Below are 18735 nucleotides of genomic sequence, written 5' to 3'. Positions count from 1 at the left end.
AAATAAAAGAATAATTACTTATTGTTGTATTAATTATGGTATACATAATCTCATTTGATTATAGCATATCTTATATGCAAATCTACATTTAATAATATTGTGTTCAAAAAAATTTGAACAATGTTATCAAAATATTTTGTTAACCACTGTAGAGAAATCATTAATTGTATTTGATAACACTCTTGACATAATAAAAAAGTCAGCTTCAAGTCGTTTATCAGATTCATCTGAACTTATATCTTCGTTTTCATCTAGTATAGTAGAATCAAATTTAATTCGTTTAAATGTTAGGTCAGAATTAGCGATAAAGTTAACGCCTCTTTCATCGACAATTTTCATTTTAGTAATCCATTTACCAGAATCAAAATGAACGCGCATTTCATCGCTTGTGATTTCTTGATTTTTACAGCTAATAATTCCGTTGCCTTCAAGTGGATCTTTAAGTTCAGCTTGGTCACCTAACATAAAGGGTGAGAAATTGAGCTTCTCTTTAACCCATGTTGTCATAATCTGTTCAAGCGGTTTATCAATTGATAATGGAGTTAATGCTAATGTTCCAAGTTCTTTACGTAAAATTGCTAGAATATCTTCGGCTTGTTTAAAACTACTACAATCAACAACAATACGTTTGTTTTCAGTATCAATCCAAAGCCAATAATGATTATATTTACTAAAAGCCCTTGGCATTAAGTCAATCATAACTTCATCTTTTAAGTTAGCTTTCTCGTTTTTTGTTAGTTTCCTACTCAAAGCTTGTTCTTGTTTATCAATTTTTTCTAATAAAGTTTGTTTAATGACGGGCGCTGGTAATATTTTGGTTTCTTTTTTTATACGTAATAATAAATGTCCTTGCATATCGACAATAAAATCATTTTGATTATTATCATTATAAGGTGAAACCCAACCCATTTTTGTTGTGTCTAAGTTGCCACATGGCGTAAACAGGTGAGATTTAATTGCTTTTTCAATAGTATCTTTGTTAAGTAAAGTGTCATTATTCAATTGGTAAATAATGGCATTTTTAAACCAGAGCATGTATTTATCGTTCCTAAAGTGTGTTTATAGTTGTTATTTTAGCATGTTTAGTTTTTATTGACTGCCTATAAACTGTAAAACAGCTATAGTTTTATTATTGATCTGAACTTTGCCTATTTCTAAAGTTAGAATTTATAAGATATACCCATATAAATAGATGTTACTGTACTATTATCAACCATTGGACTGTCTGCAGCATCGCCAGTTAATTTATCAATATGTATACTACCAAATGTGGCAATATTATCAGTTAATAAATATTGTGCTCCTATTTCAGCGTAGGGCGTGAATGAACTGTCAGCATTAAAGTAATGTAAATTTGAACGGGAAGATTCTTTATGAGAAATACCATAATAATAATCGTTATGTCTGCTGTTTGCCCAGTTTATGCCTATGGTTGGAACAATTATTAAGCTACCTTGCATATAAGGAATACTATAATCAGTATTGGCTAATAAACTATTACTTTCATTTAATACATCAACCCCTATACTACTAGAAAAACTTCCAAAATTGGTATCAATAGAGTATTCAATTTCTGCTAATAAGGTTGAGTGACGGCTATCAAGAATTCTTAATTGATGATTATCGGAATCATGTGGTTTAAATTCGTTAGATAAGTAACGTGCTCCAATAGATAAACTTTGATTATTTGTATTATAAGCATAAATACCAGCAGATAAATCATCTATAAAAAATAGACCATTATCATAATCAATATGGGGAACTGGATAAAATTTTGAACTATAGTTTTTGTACGGAGAATTTCCCCAACCAATACCTAATCCGATAGATGTTGAGTTAGCGGATACTATAGGTATAGTTGATAAAGTAATTATTGATAAAATAGAAATTGCATAAAGTGTTTTTTTCATCTTTTTTATATCCATTTAAGTAATAATGCTATATCTAATAGAATATTATTCATCTGGATTCATGGTCACACAATCAATACATTAATTGTACATTGTAACAAATGAATTTCCTTAATAATAATGTCATATTTTATCATGTTTGAATATCGATTAGTGAGATAACTTATGAGTAAACCAAGTCTAGAAATGATTAATAGTCGTCCTGATGATGCAACATTATTAGCAGATGAAGCAAAATATTGTTCTTTCGGTGACACAGTACATTATGTTGAACCGCCAAAAATTTTTGATGGCTGTGAAGGTAGCTATATGTATGACAAAGAAGGCAAAGCTTTCCTTGACTTACAAATGTGGTATTCTGCATGTAATTTTGGTTATGCCAATGAACGTTTAAATAATGTCCTAAAAAAACAAATTGATACCTTGCCACAATGTGCAAGCCAATACTTACATCCAACCAAAATTGAATTAGCTAAAACGATTGCTCAAGGTATGGAAAAACGTTTTGGTTATGAAGGTCGAGTTCATTTTAATGTAGGTGGTTCTCAATGTATTGAAGACTCATTAAAATTGGTGCGTAATGCTTCGGGCGGTAAATCATTAATGTTTGCCTTCCAAGGTGGATATCATGGTCGCACATTGGGTGCATCTTCAATCACATCAAGCTATCGTTATCGTCGTCGTTATGGCCATTTTGGTGATCGTGCAATGTTTGTACCGTTTCCATATCCTTTCCGTCGTCCAAAGGGAATGACCGCAGAAGAATATGGTGAACATTTAGTTGCTGAATTTGCGCGCTTATTCGAAACCGAATACCACGGTGTTTGGGATCCAAAAGTTGGTCAAGCTGAATATGCGGCATTTTATGCTGAACCTTTACAAGCAACGGGTGGCTATATTGTTCCTCCACGTAATTACTTTAAAGGTCTTAAAAAAGTTTTAGACCAATATGGTATTTTATTAGTGGTTGATGAAATCCAAATGGGCTTCTATCGTACTGGTAAATTATGGTCAATAGAACATTTTGATGTTAAACCTGACGTAGTAGTATTTGCGAAAGCATTAACTAATGGTCTTAATCCATTAGGTGGATTATGGGCACGTGAAGAATTAATTAATCCTCAAGTATTCCCTGTGGGCTCAACTCACTCTACTTTTGCTTCAAATCCTCTTGGTACAGCTGTTGGTCTTGAAGTGTTAAAAATGACCTCTGAAACAGATTATGAAAAGATGGTTATGGATAGTGGTACTTATTTCCTTGAGGGTCTGAAAACCTTAGAGAAAAAACATAAAGAAATTGGTGAAGTTGATGGTTTAGGTTTAGCGCTTCGAGCAGAAATTTGTACTGAAGATGGCTTTACAGCAAATAAAGCATTAGTTGATAAGATGGTTGATATCGGTATGTCAGGTGATCTTGACTGGAAAGGGACCAAGATGGGGCTAGTGCTTGATATTGGTGGTTACTACAAAAATGTTATTACTTTTGCTCCATCATTACATATTTCTCGTCAAGAAATCGATCAAGGTATTGAATTACTCGATCAATTAATCACACGTGCAAAGAAAGAACTTTAATAGTTTAACTTTATTCATTCCTTCCTGCCAACTTTTGTTGGCAGGTTGCGTTTTATAGCCAATCATTTATTAGATTTATGAATTATATCAATCAGTTAGAAAAAAATGAATTAATAGACAGTTTTTTAACTTATCCGCCACAGAATTTTTCAGCTTGGTTAAGCGATGATGGTGTACCTATTTTTTCTGCCAAGTTTGATTTACTTACTACCGCAAGTGATGATTTTAAATATAAGATTCAAAAATTTCCTTTATATAAAAAATGGCAACACTGGTTACAGCCAAAAACATGTTTTGTTGGAACAACTGTTTCGGAATATACATTATTAACAGATAAGATTGATGCAAATCAATTAGCTAAACATCTTAAAATAACTTATGCTAAACAATATCCTTTTATGATTGTTAAAGATCTTCCCTTAGAATCTCCGTTATTAAGTGAACACGATAATCACTATTCAAAGCAGCTTATTGCAGCGTTGAAAGAACAAGGATATATTGAAGTTGAAGGACAAGCATTAGCTTGGGTACCTATTGATTTTATTGATATTAATGAAATTTTTTCTCGTTTTTCGTATAGTCGTCGTAAAAATTTTAGAAGAAAATTAAAATCACGGGAAAAATTAGATATTAATGTTTTGCGTAGTGGGGATGAATGCTTTTTTAATCAAGCAGTTCAAGACGAATATTATCAACTTTATCTTAATGTTTATCAGCAAAGCGAAGTACATTTTGATTTATTAACTAAATCATTTTTTGTTCAATTGTTACAAAGCAAAGCAGCTAAAGCCCATATCTTCACTTATCATCATAATGGCGAATTTATTGGTTATAATATCTGTTTTGAAGTAAATAATAAGCTGGTTGATAAATATATCGGCATGGTTTATCCACAAGCACGCAAACTAAATCTTTACTTTGTAAGCTGGTTTTTCAATCTTGAATATGCATTGCAACAAGGATTTAATTATTATATTGCAGGCTGGACAGATCCTGAAGTAAAAGCATCATTGGGTGCTAAATTCACATTTACTAAACATCTAGTGTATATTCGTAATCCAATATTACGTGTAATATTACGCAAATTGATAAGTCACTTTGAAAGTGACAAGGGGAGAGTATCATGACCTGTCCGATTATACTCAATTTCGATAGAAGTGTAGGTGAGATAAATAATGCTAGAACAATCGATGTGATAGAATGGCAGGATGCCATTCGCTTTGGCTGTACCGAAAAAAAATTCTGTCACTTTGAAAAAGTGTTACAACAATCTCTACCAGATAAATATGGAACAGTATTAATGGGAAGTGGTGATTTTCACCATGTTTCATTATTATTGATTGAACGTTTAGCTAAACAATATTCGGCTAGTAATCCTATTCAAGTTGTCGTTTTCGATAATCATCCTGATAATATGCGTTATTTATTCGGTATACATTGTGGTTCATGGATTAGTTATGTGGCAAATTTACCTTTTGTTAGCCATGTACATGTATTAGGTATTACATCTCAAGATATTGGTCTTTTCCATTTTTGGGAAAACAGATGGTCACCACTTTTCCATAAAAAACTAACTTATTGGAGCTTAGATGTTAATGTTGCTTGGGCAAAAAAAATTGGTTTAAGTCATGCTTTTCGCGATTTCGCTACACCAGCTGATCTCATTGCTAGCTTCCTTTCAGAACAATATCATAGTACACAGCCGATTTATTTATCAATTGATAAAGATGTATTGAGTGAGGAAGTCGTACATACCAATTGGGATCAAGGTAAACTACAAACTTATCATATCCTTGATACTATCACATCAATCAAATCACGGCTTATTGGTAGTGATATTACAGGCGAACTTTCTATATGGAGGTCGTCAAATTGGTTTAAACGTTTTCTTAGTTCACTAGATAAACAACCAATGATATCATCTGATGATCTTTCCAATTGGCAGCAAGAGCAACATCAACTTAATCTAACGTTATTAAAAGCCCTTTCAGGATAAACTATTGTAAAAAAGTTTGAGAAAATATAGGTGTTTGAGTATAAAACTCAGACCTACTTTTCCAATATTCTAAACAAATCTAAGAATGGTGATTAGAAGAATTCTGTTTAGATAATTTGCTTTCCGCTAATGCTAAAAACAAAATACCAGAAACAATTAAAATTGTACCAATTAATTTAAATAACGTAATTGGTTCATTAAATAACCAAATTGATACAATCATTACTGTTACTAGTTCAAAGTGAGATGCGGCAAATGCTGGACCTACTGGTGCTTTTTTTAATAGCGTCATCCAAGTAAAAAAAGTGAAAATATATCCAGTAATTGAGATATAAATCCAAGGATTAGTAAAAACACGTACTAACCAATCAATACTCATTTCTAAAGGTTGTGCATGGATAGCTGTTAATTTAAAGCTGCATTGTGCAATAGTATCAAAAAAAAGTAATATTGAAAAACCAATAATATAGAATCTCGCCATATTAAGACATTCCTACAAAAATGACGCCAGCTGTAATTAATAGCATGCCAATTAAACGATAAAAGGTAAGCAATTCTTTGAAAATAATACGTCCAACAAGCATAATAGTAATAATATTAAATGAGGCCAGCAATACACCTTGTGAAAGTGGAACTAAGGTTAAAAACGCCAACCATAATAAAAATTCAGCAACATAAGATATAATGCCAATCCAAATCCAATGATTTTTTGATAAATCTAGCCAATAATACCAACCATCACGATTATTCGGTGAAGTAGCCGCAAATTTAAAAGCGACTTGCCCTAAGGTATCAAAACAGATGTTACTAACCCAAAGTATGATTACTAACGGTGACATTATGCTTCTATTCCTTCTGCTATGTTATTGAAGAATGTGATGCACTCTTTAATCACTTCTCGACGTTGACTATCAATTGTTATTAAATGATAACTCTCATTTAAGATCACTAGTTTTTTTGAGCCAGAAACGTGTTTTTCAACTAGTTTTGCATTGGTTTCAATATTGGCGATATCATCATTACCTGAATGCATAATTAAACATGGTGAAACAACTTTTGATAGCTGTGCTCGCACATTCTTGGCGAGTAATTGCATTTCAGCAAGTGCTGGGAATGGGTTTCCTGCAAGTCCTGCTGAAGCAGCATCACCATTTAACATGCTTTCAGATACGACGGCTCGAATTCGTTCATCTTTAAGTCCATAAGGCGGTTTTTCAATAAAAGAAACTTTTTGAAAAATCCCTAATTTTTTAAAATAGACTAACAAAAAGAAGAATTTTTTTGCCCAAAAAGGCATACTCCAGCCATCATAATAAAAAGTTGGTGCTAAAACTCCAACCCCCTTAATCTGATCAGGTCTGTCAGCAGCTAGTTTGAGTGCTAATAGCGCACCCATTGATAACCCAGCAACAAAAACATTATCAACATGTTGGGCTAAGTAATTAGCACCTTCTTGTACGCTTTGGTACCAATCTTGCCAAGATGTTTTACAAAGATCAGCTTCCGTACCACAATGACCAGCTAGTTGAATAGCATAAACTGTAAAACCAGCCTTGTGTAAACCATTAGCTAAGATTCGCATTTCATTAGGAGTACCTGTTAAGCCATGAATTAGTAATACACCATTTTTATTACCAGGTAAAAAATAAGATAAATCTTGCATTGTACTCATTATTCTTCCTTTATTATTTTACTATCATGATGGGAATTAAAGAATGTTGTGCTTGTTTTAACGCTTTGGTCACATCAGCAAAACTATTGATAGCACAGTGCATAATCTTATTTTTTTCGCAGTAGTTCACAAGCTTGTCTTTGGCAAAAACATAATCAACATTATGTGATACACAGTAATCTGAGGTACCATCTCCTACATAAAGTATTTGGGGAAAATATTGTTGTTTTTTAACATGATTGCATTTGCAATTACCACTTTGTTTAATACAATCCTTATTGGCATAAGGAAATTCAAGTCGCCAACTACGAGCATTATTATGAAGTAACTTATTGGCAAAAATGGGTAAATTTTCAATACTATGACGCTTTAATACAAACTGGATTGCGTAATCTAACCCATCACTCACCACGTGCACAGGAATATTATTTTGTTGGGTATAATTTATAAAAGATTTAAACATTGGGTCAATTTCAATTTTGGAAAGAACTTGATTGACTTCTTCTAAGCTAGCATCCATTAAAGCAATTTGTTTGCTCATGCATTCTTGAGAACCAATTTTGCCATTAACCCACAATTCTTCGAGCTCATCACAACCATCTTGACCGAAATAACTTAGTAATGTATCAGTTACATCTTTAACACTGATGGTTCCATCAAAATCACATAAGACGATAGGGGTCTGATGCTGAGTATAAGATGGATGAAAAAGATGGGTAGCAATTGATGAAAAAGTATTCATTTTAAAATTAAAATAGTCTAATTATAGATAATGGCATAAATTCTCTCATAAAGAAGATTTAAACTTTGTGGGCTCTTTGTATATATTTTGTAACGAGGGTGAAATTGTCTGTATAATGAGGTTTCACTAGGTATAAGCTATAGTAATGAGAACCTATAATGAGCGAACGTATATTAATCATTGAAGACGACCCAAGATTAGCCAACCTCATACAAGTATACCTTGTTCGGCAAGGCTATATCGTTGACTGGCATAATAGTGGCGAAGGTGCAGAAGAAAAAATTCACCAACTCAATCCAGATTTGGTCATATTAGATGTCATGTTACCAAAAAAATCAGGTTTTGATATTTGTCGTGATATACGTGGGTGGTTCGCCAACTTTATTTTGATCATGACAGCCAGTGAAGATAACATTGATGAAATTGTAGGACTCGAACTTGGCGCTGATGATTATTTGGCAAAACCAGTTGAACCAAGGTTATTGCTTGCTCGAATTCGCGCCTTATTACGACGAAAACAGATAGAAACTGAAAAAGATAATGGCAAAGAATTAGTTATACCTTTAAATAATAAAACCCTTATTTTTGATAATTTAGTTATAGATGGTGAAAATAGGAAAGTAATATTACAAGAGCAAGAGATAGATTTAACTACCGCTGAATTTGATCTTCTATGGTTATTAGCCAATAATGCTGGAAACATTCTATCTAGGGATGATATTTTTTCACAAGTTCGCGGTATTGATTTTGACGGTAGCGATCGTTCAATTGATTCCCGTATATCAAGACTTCGCCGTAAATTACTTGATGATCCTGACAATCCATCACGAATTAAAACAGTTCGAGGAAAAGGTTATTTATTTATGCGTGAAGGGGACAGTCATTGAGCCATTTATTAGCCAAACCACTATTTTTCAATCGACGAATTGTATTTTATCTGGTTATTTTACTTTCTTTGCAATGTATTATTGCTTATGGCGCTTTATTGGTGTTTGACTCTTTACCTTCCTCGTTAACCGATATGCCTGATGACCATGTTGTATTTCGTGAGTCACAACGAGGTACTGTAAACTTGATTCGGATGAGAATTAACGAAAATAAAAATCGACCTTTGCAAGAAGTTGTTGACGAGTTACAACCTTATTTTGGCTACTCAATAGAAATTTTACCAATCGATATTGCTTTGCCCCATTCAGTTTCTCACGAATTAAAAAATCTTGGTTTTTCTTATGATAGTGATAAAGAAGTCGTCTACATTGATTTAAATGATGGTGATTTATTACAATTAGGCCCTATCGTGATGCGCGATATTTTACAGTCTAACACTATGTCATTAAGTGTTTTTTTAATTATTTGGGCGCTATTTAGTGCGATAATCTTTTTCATTCTAATCTATTTCGCTTTTAGTGCAGTTTGGAAAGATTTAGTAAACATAAGACAAACTGCAGAACAGCTTGGGCAGGGCAATTTGAAAGCTAGAACTGAAAACGTTAAAGGTTGGTTATTTAAACCGCTAGCAAATGTACTGAATAATATGGGAACACATATAGAACATTTAGTTAGTACTAATCAAACTATTTCTCATGCTATGGCGCATGAATTGCGTACCCCGCTTGCCCGTATGCGATTTGAGCTCAGTATGCTTGAAGAATCTAATGATGAACAAGAAAAATTGCTTTTACAAAAAGGGATGAGTGATGATATTAACGAACTGGAAACCTTAATTAGTGCCAGCTTAAATTACTTTAAAATGCAACAAAGTAATATTGAGTTAAATTTAACACAAGTTTCATTAAAACAATGGGGTGAAAAAGTTTGCCAATCTTTAGCACTATTTAAACCTAAAGGATTTGAGTTAACATGCAATAGTCAAGATGTTTTAGCTATAATTGATACTAATTTAGCAGAAACAATTGTTAAAAATTTACTTCTTAATGCATTTAAATATGCAACACATAAAGCAGTTTTAAATATTACAAAACAAAAAAATAGTGTAATAATTGAAATTGATGACGATGGTCCAGGCATTCCGTTTGAAGCGCGTGAAAAGATTTTTATGCCTTTTGCCAGACTTGATACCAGTCGAACACGTTCTACTGGTGGTTATGGTCTTGGATTAGCTTATGTCAAATTAATGGCAGAGTTTCATAATGGTAATGCTTTCGTTGTTACCAGCCCTCTTGGTGGAGCAAGGTTTGTGGTTTCATTGAAGTCTAGCTATCCTTAATTATTTTTTTATAATTAATCCGTTATTATTAAAATTAATCATAATTGTGAAGTTCCTGTAATATATTTATAGGAAGCTATCATAAGATAATATTTACTCTATTGAACTGTGAGGTAAATATTATGATCGATGACTCAAAGCATTCAACTCCTAAATCTTATTGGATTAGATTAGTTGTTATTTTCTTTTTGGGTTGGATTGTTATTTATGCCGGAAGATCTGTTTTAAGTCCTTTAGTAGGTGAGTTACAAACTCAGTTTGGTTTAACTAAAGCCCAAACAGGGGGCATTATGAGCTTGTTTTTTCTTGCTTATACATTGTTTCAAATACCATCAGGCGTTCTTGGTGATAGAATAGGTCGTAAACGTGTTTTAGTTACAGGATTTTTTCTCTATGCTATCTTTATAGCTTGTGTATATTTTGCGTCTTCATTCTCAACTTTCCTTATACTTTGGATATTAGCCGGTGCGGCACAAGGATGTTATTATGGACCACAATATGCCTTATCTACCGAAGCAATCCCCAAAAAATGGATAACATTAGGTAGTGCAATTATTGGTAGTGGTATGTCATTTGGTATCGCGATGGGATATTATCTTTCAAGTGTGATGATTTCGCTTTTCAATACTTCATGGAAAATACCGTTTGTGATGGTTGCAATTCCAATAGTAATAGTTACTCTTTTAATGATTTTTTGTATTAAAGAAAAAGGAAGTGCTTTAGTTGAAATATCAAGTTCTCAAAAAATTAATTTTTCTCAACTTTTTAAAAATCGTAATCTTGTTTTAGCTTATATCACCATCTTTTGTTCTATTTATGCTTTCTTTGTTATTATTACTTGGTTGCCAAACTATCTTGAAGTAGAAAGGGGCATGAACAAAATAGAAGCCTCACAAATTGCATCAATTGTGCCTTGGATCTCAATTATTGGGACAATATTATGTAGTTATATTTCTGATAAATTGGGTCGTCGCAAACCTGTAATATTATTTATGATGCCATTATCACTAATTGCAATTTTTTCAATAGTGTATTGTCATTCTTATATTGAACTTATTGCAGTGCTTGTATTATATGGTTTTATTGGTAAAATTAGTTTAAATCCTGTACTGATAGCTTTAGTTGCTGATAATGCTCCTAAAGTATCATTAAGTACTGCATTTGGGCTGTATAATTTTTTTGGCATGACTGCATTGATTTGTGCTCCTTATTTTACAGGTTTGATTGCCGATAAAACAGGAAGTTTAAATAGTGGTTTTTACTTAGCGGCAGTTATTACAATGGTTGGAATAACCGCAATGCTATTTGTCAGAGAAAGACAAACTGCTAACTAAATTTAACATATCGTAATGATATTATCTATTTTTAATCATCGTTACTTGCAGGTTATCTTGTCAGAAATCACAGATATGCATAAATTGTAATAAAACATATTGTTTTATCAATATAAAAAGTCTGTTTTTTCCATTTCCGAAAAACAAAAAATTTGTTATATTCTTTGGTCAAAATGATAAAAAGTGATCGAACAAATTTTTAAATTCGTCGTTGAAATATATAATCAGAGGTTTTTTTATGAGCGGTTCACTACCGGCTGAGACTGATAATCGTCCAACAAATTTTATTCGCCAAATTATTGATGCAGATCTTGCAGCAGGAAAATATAAAACAACGCATACTCGTTTTCCACCGGAACCAAATGGTTATTTACATATAGGTCATGCTAAATCAATATGTTTAAACTTTGGTCTTGCTCAAGATTATCAAGGTAAATGTAATTTACGTTTTGATGATACTAATCCAGCTAAAGAAGATATTGAATATGTTGAGTCAATTAAAGAAGATGTGCGCTGGTTAGGTTTTGAATGGGATGGTGAAATTTGTTATTCATCTGATTATTTCGACCGTTTATATGAGTATGCTATTGAGCTTATCGAAAAAGGTCTTGCTTATGTTGATGAATTATCAGCTGATGAAATCCGCGAATATCGAGGAACTCTAACCCAACCTGGTAAAAATAGTCCCTACCGTGACCGTAGTGTTGATGAAAATTTAGTGCTTTTTAAACAAATGAAAGAAGGTAAATTTGCAGAAGGGAAAGCTTGTTTACGCGCTAAAATTGATATGGCATCCCCATTCATCGTTATGCGAGATCCTGTTTTATATCGCATTAAATTTGCAGAGCATCACCAAACAGGTAATAAGTGGTGTATCTATCCAATGTATGACTTTACCCATTGTATTTCTGATGCGATTGAAAACATTACTCATTCTCTCTGTACACTTGAGTTCCAAGATAACCGTCGTTTATATGATTGGGTATTGGATAATATCACCATTGAAGCACGGCCGCATCAGTATGAGTTTTCACGTTTAAATTTAGAATATGCAATAACTTCTAAACGTAAATTGACACTGTTAGTCACAGAAAAGATTGTTGATGGTTGGAATGATCCACGTATGCCTACTGTTTCAGGTCTACGTCGTCGTGGGTATACACCCGCTTCAATTCGTGAATTTTGTCGTCGCATTGGCGTAACAAAGCAAGAAAATACTGTTGAGATGAGCACGCTTGAGTTTTGCATTCGTGAAGATCTTAATGAAAATGCGCCACGTGCTATGGCTGTGCTTGATCCTATTAAAGTGATAATTGAAAACTTTTCAGAAACAATTGATGAAGTATTAAGCATGCCAAATCATCCTAATCGTCCAGAGTTAGGCAATCGTGAAGTAACTTTTACTCGTGAAATTTATATCGATCGAGCTGATTTTAGAGAAGAAGCTAACAAAAATTATAAACGTTTAGTTTTAGGAAAAGAAGTTCGTTTACGTAATGCTTATGTGATTCGTGCAGATCGCGTTGAAAAAGATGCAGAAGGTAATATCCAAACTATTTACTGTACTTACGATCCAGCTACGTTAAATAAAAATCCTGAAGATGGGCGTAAAGTTAAAGGGGTGATTCATTGGGTGTCGGCTAAATTTGCTAAGCCAGCTGAAATTCGTCTTTATGATCGTTTGTTTAATACGCCAAATCCTGGATCGGCTGATGACTTTTTATCAACCATTAATCCTAATTCTTTATTGATCAAAAAAGGTTTTGTTGAACCAAGTTTACAATATGCAGAGGTAGGTAAGGCTTTTCAATTTGAACGTGAAGGATATTTTTGTTTAGACAGCAAATATGCCTCAGATGATAATTTGGTATTTAATCGAACTGTGGGTTTGAGAGATAGCTGGAACGATGCTTAAGCTATAATATGTATGATATTCGCCGATTTAGATCGGCGAATTATCAATAATTTTATCTTTAATCTTCAAATTTAAATAACTTTGTTTGTTGATCTAAATAGTTAAGCAAATCGGGCATCCTATATTTACCTGCCATTAATTTTATATTTTCCGCAGCCTCTTCTAATGATATACCTAACGCGGTGACATATAAAGGATGTTTACTTTGCCCTCGAGCTACTTCAATTAAATATTCATTATTTTCATAAAAGGGCTTTTTAGCTACTCCAATAACGGGTATTTTCTTATCTAAAGTATTATATAAATAGCCTCCTAACCCTATCTTACCGTTATTCAAGTGTACATATCCATCAATAACAATAGTGGTAATCTTACTTAAATCAATTTTATTTAAAAGTGACATTATGCAAGGTAGCTCTCGTTGATAAAACTGACCTGATTGATAGGGGGCAACATTATTTTGATAGTCAATAATGATTTTTTCAATATTCGATTTATTATCGGTCCAATTATTAAATAAAATACCTACAGATTTTGCTTGGTTATTTATATAATAAACATCAATTGCAAGAATCATTTATCTTATTTTCCCTAAGTTATTTTATAAATCAATAGTATTGATATTTTCAAAATATCAAAATGTTAATATAGTTTTATCAAATCTGATAATACAATCTTTTTTATTATTCTACCTTTTTCATTTCTTTTAATAATTTCAAAGCTAAAAACATTAAAAATATTGAACCTGCAATTAAAACACCCCAAATTAACAATTTTAATAATATAGGTGATTTAGTTGAAACATTTTCTGTTTTAGATAATACTTTTTTGTTACCTAACTTGACATTATCACCTAAATAAGCTTCAGGCACATTTTGAGGGGATATTGAGTCATTAAGTAGTGCTTTTTCGCTTAATGAAGCGGGTTGAGCATTGGCTGACCCCCAAGCAAGAATGAAAGGTCCATTATTGGCACTGTTGAAAATAACACTCATTCGATAGCGATAAGCAGTCACGAGAGGAGCATCATTTAAAGAAGCATTAATTGCTTTGATTTTTAGCTGTTTAATATTTAGTACTGAATTATCAATTTTAATTGATTGACCTTTATCATCATTTATACGACGAAAAATATAATCATCAAGTTTATGCCACGTTTTATCATTATCACTAATTTTATAATAGATACTTGCAGGTAAGACAGTTCGCTCATTTTTTAGTTTAATTGAGAGTTCTTTTATTGGTAGTGATGTTGGTAACTGATAAATAGCCTCTTGCTCATTTGCAGAAATTAAATCGAAATTAATAGGATAAAGAGCCTTTGTTGGCATTTGTTTTCTTGACGTAAATGCAACTCCTTTAATACTAGGAACTATTTTCTTATCGGATTTTAATCGTAAAATCCAATAGTTAGATTTTAAATTAATACCGGACGGTAAATCGATAGTATTAACTTTTAATGATTGATTATTGTTGTTATCGGTCAAGGACATTATAGGAATATCATTAATTGCAGTTTGCCATTTTTTTAAATCATTACTATAAAGTAGGTTAGCTGTTGCTTGCCAATTCAGATTTTTGGATGTATCAAAATCAATAGATAAACGACTGAATGGTTGTTCTAACTTAATTTCATTAGGGATTTGTAACAAGTAGGTTGCACTATATTCCTCCTGTTTACTCGTGTCATCAAGGTAAATTTGCACATTTTTATTATTGATATTAATACTGTATTGATCTATTGGAGGCTTATTTTGTTGTTCCTCTTTTTTATAAGATTGTTGAGTATTATCTAATGAGTATACAGTGACAGGAAAGGTGTCATTTTCATCATATTGTTGATAAACATTCACTAAGGCAAAAGGCACTAGTTGACCTTTATGATTGAAAACGCGTACATCATCTAATGTGTTTGATAATGTTTGAGTATAAACTTCACTGGTCAAGTCTATTCGATTATACATGCTAGTATTATCGCTAATTTCTATTATAGCGCCATAAGCATATTGATTAGTTTGATCAGTTGCTTGACACAATCCACTTATTAGCAAAAGGGAGCTGAATAAGATTTTCTTCATAATTTTCTATCCATTAATATAAATAATTATTTAGGAACTTAATTTTCTTTTAACTGCGAACAAATCAATTTTATTTTTCCTGAATTTTTCAAAATAATCACTTAAAGTCATTAAGTTAAATTGTATTTTTAATCTTTTTATATTATTTTTTAATTTTTTATGGCTATATTTTCATCACTTTGTTTTGGCGGTATAGGTGCTAAGTAACCGATTAATAACATTAATAATGCTATGCCAATAAATGCAAATGCACGTAATAAACCATCAGTTTCTTGTATATCAACAAATATTAGTTTAATAATTACGGTGATTTGAATTAACTGTCCGCTATACCATATTTTACGAAAAGAATAACGGTGTCCAATGGCGATTAAAATTACAGCGCTTAGCATCCAGAGAAGCGATGCGGTCATTTGTACAATATTATTGTGCCACAAAGTATGTGTGTTCCAAGTGATATCAAATATTTGACTCAAACAGCGCAATACGACACTATTACCCCAAAGAAATGTTAAGGTTGCTAACGATATTAAAACCCAATTAGGTAATGGAATGTTCCAGCTAACAAAGTCAGTTGTTTTATTGTCAAATTGCACATAATTTGTCATTAATTTTATCCAAACGCTAAACATGAGTAAGCTAAAAATAGCACTTTCTTCAAGTGGATTAATAATTGGAATATAACTCCAATAGATAATTTGACCACTCATGCTTAGACCCGCAACCAAATAGTATGCAATGTATCCAGTTAGGGGAAGTAAGCCCACAGCCCAATAACTTTTTATTAATAAGAATGAAGTAATATATTGGCGTTTAATAAGAAAATAAAACAGTAAAATAATACTACATGCGATGGTTGCCATTAAACTCCATTTTATGACTTCATATCCCCATGGTAAGGCATCGAATATATGAATTAATTCTTGAAGTAACCAGTATAATAGCATCCAAAACAGGCTAATATGTAGTAAAATTAGATGGTTATCATTTATTAGATTATTATTAATTTTTGCTGAATTTATTTTATATAAATAAACATAACAGCTTATGAACGTTATGATCCAAGCTAAACTGCAAATCCAATAGTCTGATAAATAATAACATGAGGCGCTCTCACTTTTATATAAGCTTATAATCAGTGCAATCCAGAGTAATAACATCCCATTACATATAATACTCCAATTAATTTTTCTACCTATGAAATACCATAACCAAACTGAAGCAGTTTCACATAATAAAATTAATGAAATTTCAAAAGGGGTTTGATCTAAAAATAGTGGAACACTCAATAAAATCCATAATATCCAACTAATAATAGAAATAGATAAATAAGATAATTTTATCACTCTAGTTATTTCAGTTTTTTGTCCATAGTAATGCCACAAACAAGCATTAATAAATAAAATAATACTGCTTATTCCTGAAAGTAAAGTGAATAATATTGGGGTTATTTGATTATATGCTAAAGATATCAATACCGAAATGATACCTAGTAACGTGATTAATACACCAAATAAAGCTGTTCGGTAATATTTTTGAGATAGCGTAATCCAAGTAATGGCTGTTCCTTCAAACATCCATAATAAAGCGGTCCAATTGGCGCTAAGTGCCAGCGGAATAGATAATGTAATAAATGAAACCCCAATAGCTAGCCAAAATAATGATATTGTTTTAGCTAGTGATTTCCATTTATGTAAAATAATATAGGCACCAGCAAGATAGAATAATCCAAATCCTAATGATGAAAATGCAGGACCAAATTCCCACTGTTGAGTAATAGCATATTGTAATCCAAACCCGCATAATGGTGCACCAAATAGTAACAGCAAATCAATTATATTTTGATACTCTTCTGTACGTATGCTTCGGACTGATAATAATACAGCTAAAATCCCGTAGATAACTAAATTGGCAAATATAAATATTTGACATTCAATATAGAATTCTGAAGTGAAATTATTTATTCCCCAAACTAACGAGATGACAAAAGTAAATAAAAATCCTAATAAATTAAGACTTCTCCAAGATTGTGTGATACTGATTAGCAATATTGCTGTTGAAATCATTAAATAATAACTAAATAATGCAACATGGTTACCAGAACCGTCAGATAATAAAATTGGTGTTACATATCCCCCAACACAAGCAATAATTGCCAAGCTCATCGCTCTTTGTAATATTGCAAATAAAATACTGGTAGAACATATAACAACTAAAATAGCAAATGTAAGTAAAGCTGGAACTAACTCGTATAACTTGAAAGCTGCAAAAATAGTAAGGTATAAAACAGCAATACCCCCTCCCTGTAAAATAAGGGCATAAATTTGGCGTTTTAATCGTAATTTCCATCCAGCAGCTAATAATCCAATACCTAATATTACGGCACCTAAAATTCTGATTTCAGGTGACATGTAGTTATGCTCAATACTATATTTAAATAGATAAGATAATCCTAAAAACAGGATCACAATTGCAACTTTCGCAATGATATTACCTTTAATTAACCAATTGAAAAAAACATAACCGATATTGATTTCATTGTTGTCTGATTGTTTATGGTTTGAATTAAATGTATCTTGTGACACCTCTTTAATTTCAGGTTGACTATCTGAGTTGGTTATAGGTATTGATGATGCTTGCTCTGTAACTGTTTGTTTTTCAGAATATTGTTCATTATGTTCAATACCCACTACTTTTTCAGCTATTGGTTCTAAATTAGTTTGATTAGCTAAGTCATCTAAAGCTTGATCATTTTTTTCATTAAATGCCAAAGTTGAGAATGTTGATTCTTGATGGTAGTGACTTAAAGGCTGTTTTACTTCTATTTCTGGTATTAATGATTCCGAAAAGTTTTCTGTTTCATCACAATGAGTATTAACCATTGATTGAGTTATTTCGGCACTTTGTTTAATTTCAATAGGATTGTTTTTGTTTTGGGGATCAAGATTGTTATTAACTGTAGGATTGGAAGATGTTTGATCTGTATAATTTTCTTCTTCTTCAACATTAGTCTTATTTGATACATAATGTTGCTGCGTAAAAGATAAAAGATGTTTTTGTAATTCCGTCAGTTGATTTTGTAATACCCAAATTTGTTCTTTTAAATTAGAAATATTAACAAATACTCCAATAAATAGAGCGATAATAATGAGGAATAAAAAAATAAATTCCACTTTAAATTTTCCTTATGATTCATAAAAATGATAATTACTGTTTATAGTTTTTATCAGTAATATGTATTTTATTTTATAGTAAATTAATATTTTTGCATTAATTTACTTATATT

General features: G+C 31.9%; 16 protein-coding genes. 7 read left to right on the top strand and 9 right to left on the bottom strand.

The genetic code is table 11. From position 1 onward, the window contains the following. Positions 1-126: 126 nt before the first annotated feature. Positions 127-1035 carry a recombination-associated protein RdgC gene (locus H3S73_RS09215; protein WP_198227544.1) on the bottom strand — a complete coding sequence of 303 codons (909 nt, stop codon included), beginning with the start codon at positions 1033-1035 and terminating at the stop codon, positions 127-129. Between the two features lie 125 nt (positions 1036-1160). Continuing rightward, positions 1161-1910, bottom strand: coding sequence for a MipA/OmpV family protein (locus H3S73_RS09210; protein WP_198227542.1), 750 nt, complete (start codon positions 1908-1910; stop codon positions 1161-1163). Positions 1911-2075: 165 nt separating this feature from the next. On the opposite strand from H3S73_RS09210, the gene H3S73_RS09205 reads away from it, so the two are divergent. The 3 genes from H3S73_RS09205 (at position 2076) to H3S73_RS09195 (ending at position 5481) form a co-directional block, all read left to right on the top strand. Next, positions 2076-3485, top strand: a complete 1410-nt coding sequence (locus H3S73_RS09205) for an aspartate aminotransferase family protein (protein WP_232352494.1) — start codon at positions 2076-2078, stop codon at positions 3483-3485. A 77-nt stretch (positions 3486-3562) separates the two neighbouring features. After that, on the top strand, positions 3563-4612 hold the full coding sequence (locus H3S73_RS09200; protein WP_198227540.1) for a GNAT family N-acetyltransferase: 1050 nt from the start codon (positions 3563-3565) through the stop codon (positions 4610-4612). Continuing rightward, positions 4609-5481: an arginase family protein gene (locus H3S73_RS09195; RefSeq protein ID WP_198236445.1), complete on the top strand. Its 873-nt coding sequence runs from the start codon at positions 4609-4611 to the stop codon at positions 5479-5481. Before H3S73_RS09200 ends, H3S73_RS09195 begins: the two co-directional genes overlap by 4 nt. Before the next feature lie 79 nt (positions 5482-5560). Here H3S73_RS09195 and H3S73_RS09190 read toward each other — a convergent pair whose 3' ends face one another. From H3S73_RS09190 to H3S73_RS09175, 4 genes are read right to left on the bottom strand one after another with little or no spacing between them, the layout of a single operon-like run. Beyond that, positions 5561-5962, bottom strand: a complete 402-nt coding sequence (locus H3S73_RS09190; protein WP_198227536.1) for a multidrug efflux SMR transporter — start codon at positions 5960-5962, stop codon at positions 5561-5563. A 1-nt stretch (position 5963) separates the two neighbouring features. Then, positions 5964-6320: an EamA family transporter gene (locus tag H3S73_RS09185; RefSeq protein WP_065603399.1), complete on the bottom strand. Its 357-nt coding sequence runs from the start codon at positions 6318-6320 to the stop codon at positions 5964-5966. Then, entirely contained in the window at positions 6320-7153 is an 834-nt protein-coding gene (locus H3S73_RS09180) for a carboxylesterase (protein ID WP_198227535.1), read from the bottom strand. Before H3S73_RS09180 ends, H3S73_RS09185 begins: the two co-directional genes overlap by 1 nt. A 13-nt stretch (positions 7154-7166) precedes the next feature. Then, complete coding sequence (locus H3S73_RS09175) at positions 7167-7895, bottom strand: MtnX-like HAD-IB family phosphatase (protein WP_198236446.1); 729 nt, start codon at positions 7893-7895, stop codon at positions 7167-7169. 158 nt (positions 7896-8053) lie between these two features. Between H3S73_RS09175 and H3S73_RS09170 the strand changes: the two genes are divergently transcribed. The 4 genes from H3S73_RS09170 (at position 8054) to glnS (ending at position 13371) form a co-directional block, all read left to right on the top strand. Beyond that, complete coding sequence (locus H3S73_RS09170; protein WP_198227533.1) at positions 8054-8782, top strand: winged helix-turn-helix domain-containing protein; 729 nt, start codon at positions 8054-8056, stop codon at positions 8780-8782. Then, positions 8779-10122, top strand: a complete 1344-nt coding sequence (locus tag H3S73_RS09165) for an ATP-binding protein (protein ID WP_198236447.1) — start codon at positions 8779-8781, stop codon at positions 10120-10122. The genes H3S73_RS09170 and H3S73_RS09165 overlap by 4 nt, the downstream gene beginning before the upstream one ends. Before the next feature lie 122 nt (positions 10123-10244). Further along, on the top strand, positions 10245-11456 hold the full coding sequence (locus tag H3S73_RS09160) for an MFS transporter (RefSeq protein ID WP_198236448.1): 1212 nt from the start codon (positions 10245-10247) through the stop codon (positions 11454-11456). Positions 11457-11694: 238 nt separating this feature from the next. Continuing rightward, positions 11695-13371 carry a glutamine--tRNA ligase gene (gene glnS / locus H3S73_RS09155; protein WP_039125995.1) on the top strand — a complete coding sequence of 559 codons (1677 nt, stop codon included), beginning with the start codon at positions 11695-11697 and terminating at the stop codon, positions 13369-13371. Positions 13372-13429: 58 nt separating this feature from the next. On the opposite strand, the gene H3S73_RS09150 is transcribed toward glnS, so the two are convergent. From H3S73_RS09150 to H3S73_RS09140, 3 genes are all read right to left on the bottom strand, one after another. Continuing rightward, positions 13430-13948 (bottom strand): endonuclease V, encoded by a 519-nt coding sequence (locus tag H3S73_RS09150; protein WP_086326340.1) that lies wholly within the window; start codon positions 13946-13948, stop codon positions 13430-13432. A 106-nt stretch (positions 13949-14054) separates the two neighbouring features. Next, on the bottom strand, positions 14055-15449 hold the full coding sequence (locus H3S73_RS09145) for a DUF3999 family protein (RefSeq protein ID WP_198236449.1): 1395 nt from the start codon (positions 15447-15449) through the stop codon (positions 14055-14057). Between the two features lie 149 nt (positions 15450-15598). Then, positions 15599-18622 (bottom strand): DUF2339 domain-containing protein, encoded by a 3024-nt coding sequence (locus H3S73_RS09140; RefSeq protein WP_198236450.1) that lies wholly within the window; start codon positions 18620-18622, stop codon positions 15599-15601. Positions 18623-18735 lie beyond the last annotated feature (113 nt).

This window comes from Gilliamella sp. B14384G12, from assembly GCF_016101825.1.
GTDB lineage: Bacteria > Pseudomonadota > Gammaproteobacteria > Enterobacterales > Orbaceae > Gilliamella > Gilliamella apicola_N.
The sequence above is the reverse complement of the archived record's forward strand: the minus strand, read 5'-3'. Positions and strand labels throughout refer to the sequence as shown.

Coding starts and splice junctions, on each gene's coding strand:
- H3S73_RS09215 (WP_198227544.1), bottom strand. CDS start 1,035: ATGCTCTGGTTTAAAAATGCCATTATTTACCAATTGAATAATGACACT.
- H3S73_RS09210 (WP_198227542.1), bottom strand. CDS start 1,910: ATGAAAAAAACACTTTATGCAATTTCTATTTTATCAATAATTACTTTA.
- H3S73_RS09205 (WP_232352494.1), top strand. CDS start 2,076: ATGAGTAAACCAAGTCTAGAAATGATTAATAGTCGTCCTGATGATGCA.
- H3S73_RS09200 (WP_198227540.1), top strand. CDS start 3,563: ATGAATTATATCAATCAGTTAGAAAAAAATGAATTAATAGACAGTTTT.
- H3S73_RS09195 (WP_198236445.1), top strand. CDS start 4,609: ATGACCTGTCCGATTATACTCAATTTCGATAGAAGTGTAGGTGAGATA.
- H3S73_RS09190 (WP_198227536.1), bottom strand. CDS start 5,962: ATGGCGAGATTCTATATTATTGGTTTTTCAATATTACTTTTTTTTGAT.
- H3S73_RS09185 (WP_065603399.1), bottom strand. CDS start 6,320: ATGTCACCGTTAGTAATCATACTTTGGGTTAGTAACATCTGTTTTGAT.
- H3S73_RS09180 (WP_198227535.1), bottom strand. CDS start 7,153: ATGAGTACAATGCAAGATTTATCTTATTTTTTACCTGGTAATAAAAAT.
- H3S73_RS09175 (WP_198236446.1), bottom strand. CDS start 7,895: ATGAATACTTTTTCATCAATTGCTACCCATCTTTTTCATCCATCTTAT.
- H3S73_RS09170 (WP_198227533.1), top strand. CDS start 8,054: ATGAGCGAACGTATATTAATCATTGAAGACGACCCAAGATTAGCCAAC.
- H3S73_RS09160 (WP_198236448.1), top strand. CDS start 10,245: ATGATCGATGACTCAAAGCATTCAACTCCTAAATCTTATTGGATTAGA.
- glnS (WP_039125995.1), top strand. CDS start 11,695: ATGAGCGGTTCACTACCGGCTGAGACTGATAATCGTCCAACAAATTTT.
- H3S73_RS09150 (WP_086326340.1), bottom strand. CDS start 13,948: ATGATTCTTGCAATTGATGTTTATTATATAAATAACCAAGCAAAATCT.
- H3S73_RS09145 (WP_198236449.1), bottom strand. CDS start 15,449: ATGAAGAAAATCTTATTCAGCTCCCTTTTGCTAATAAGTGGATTGTGT.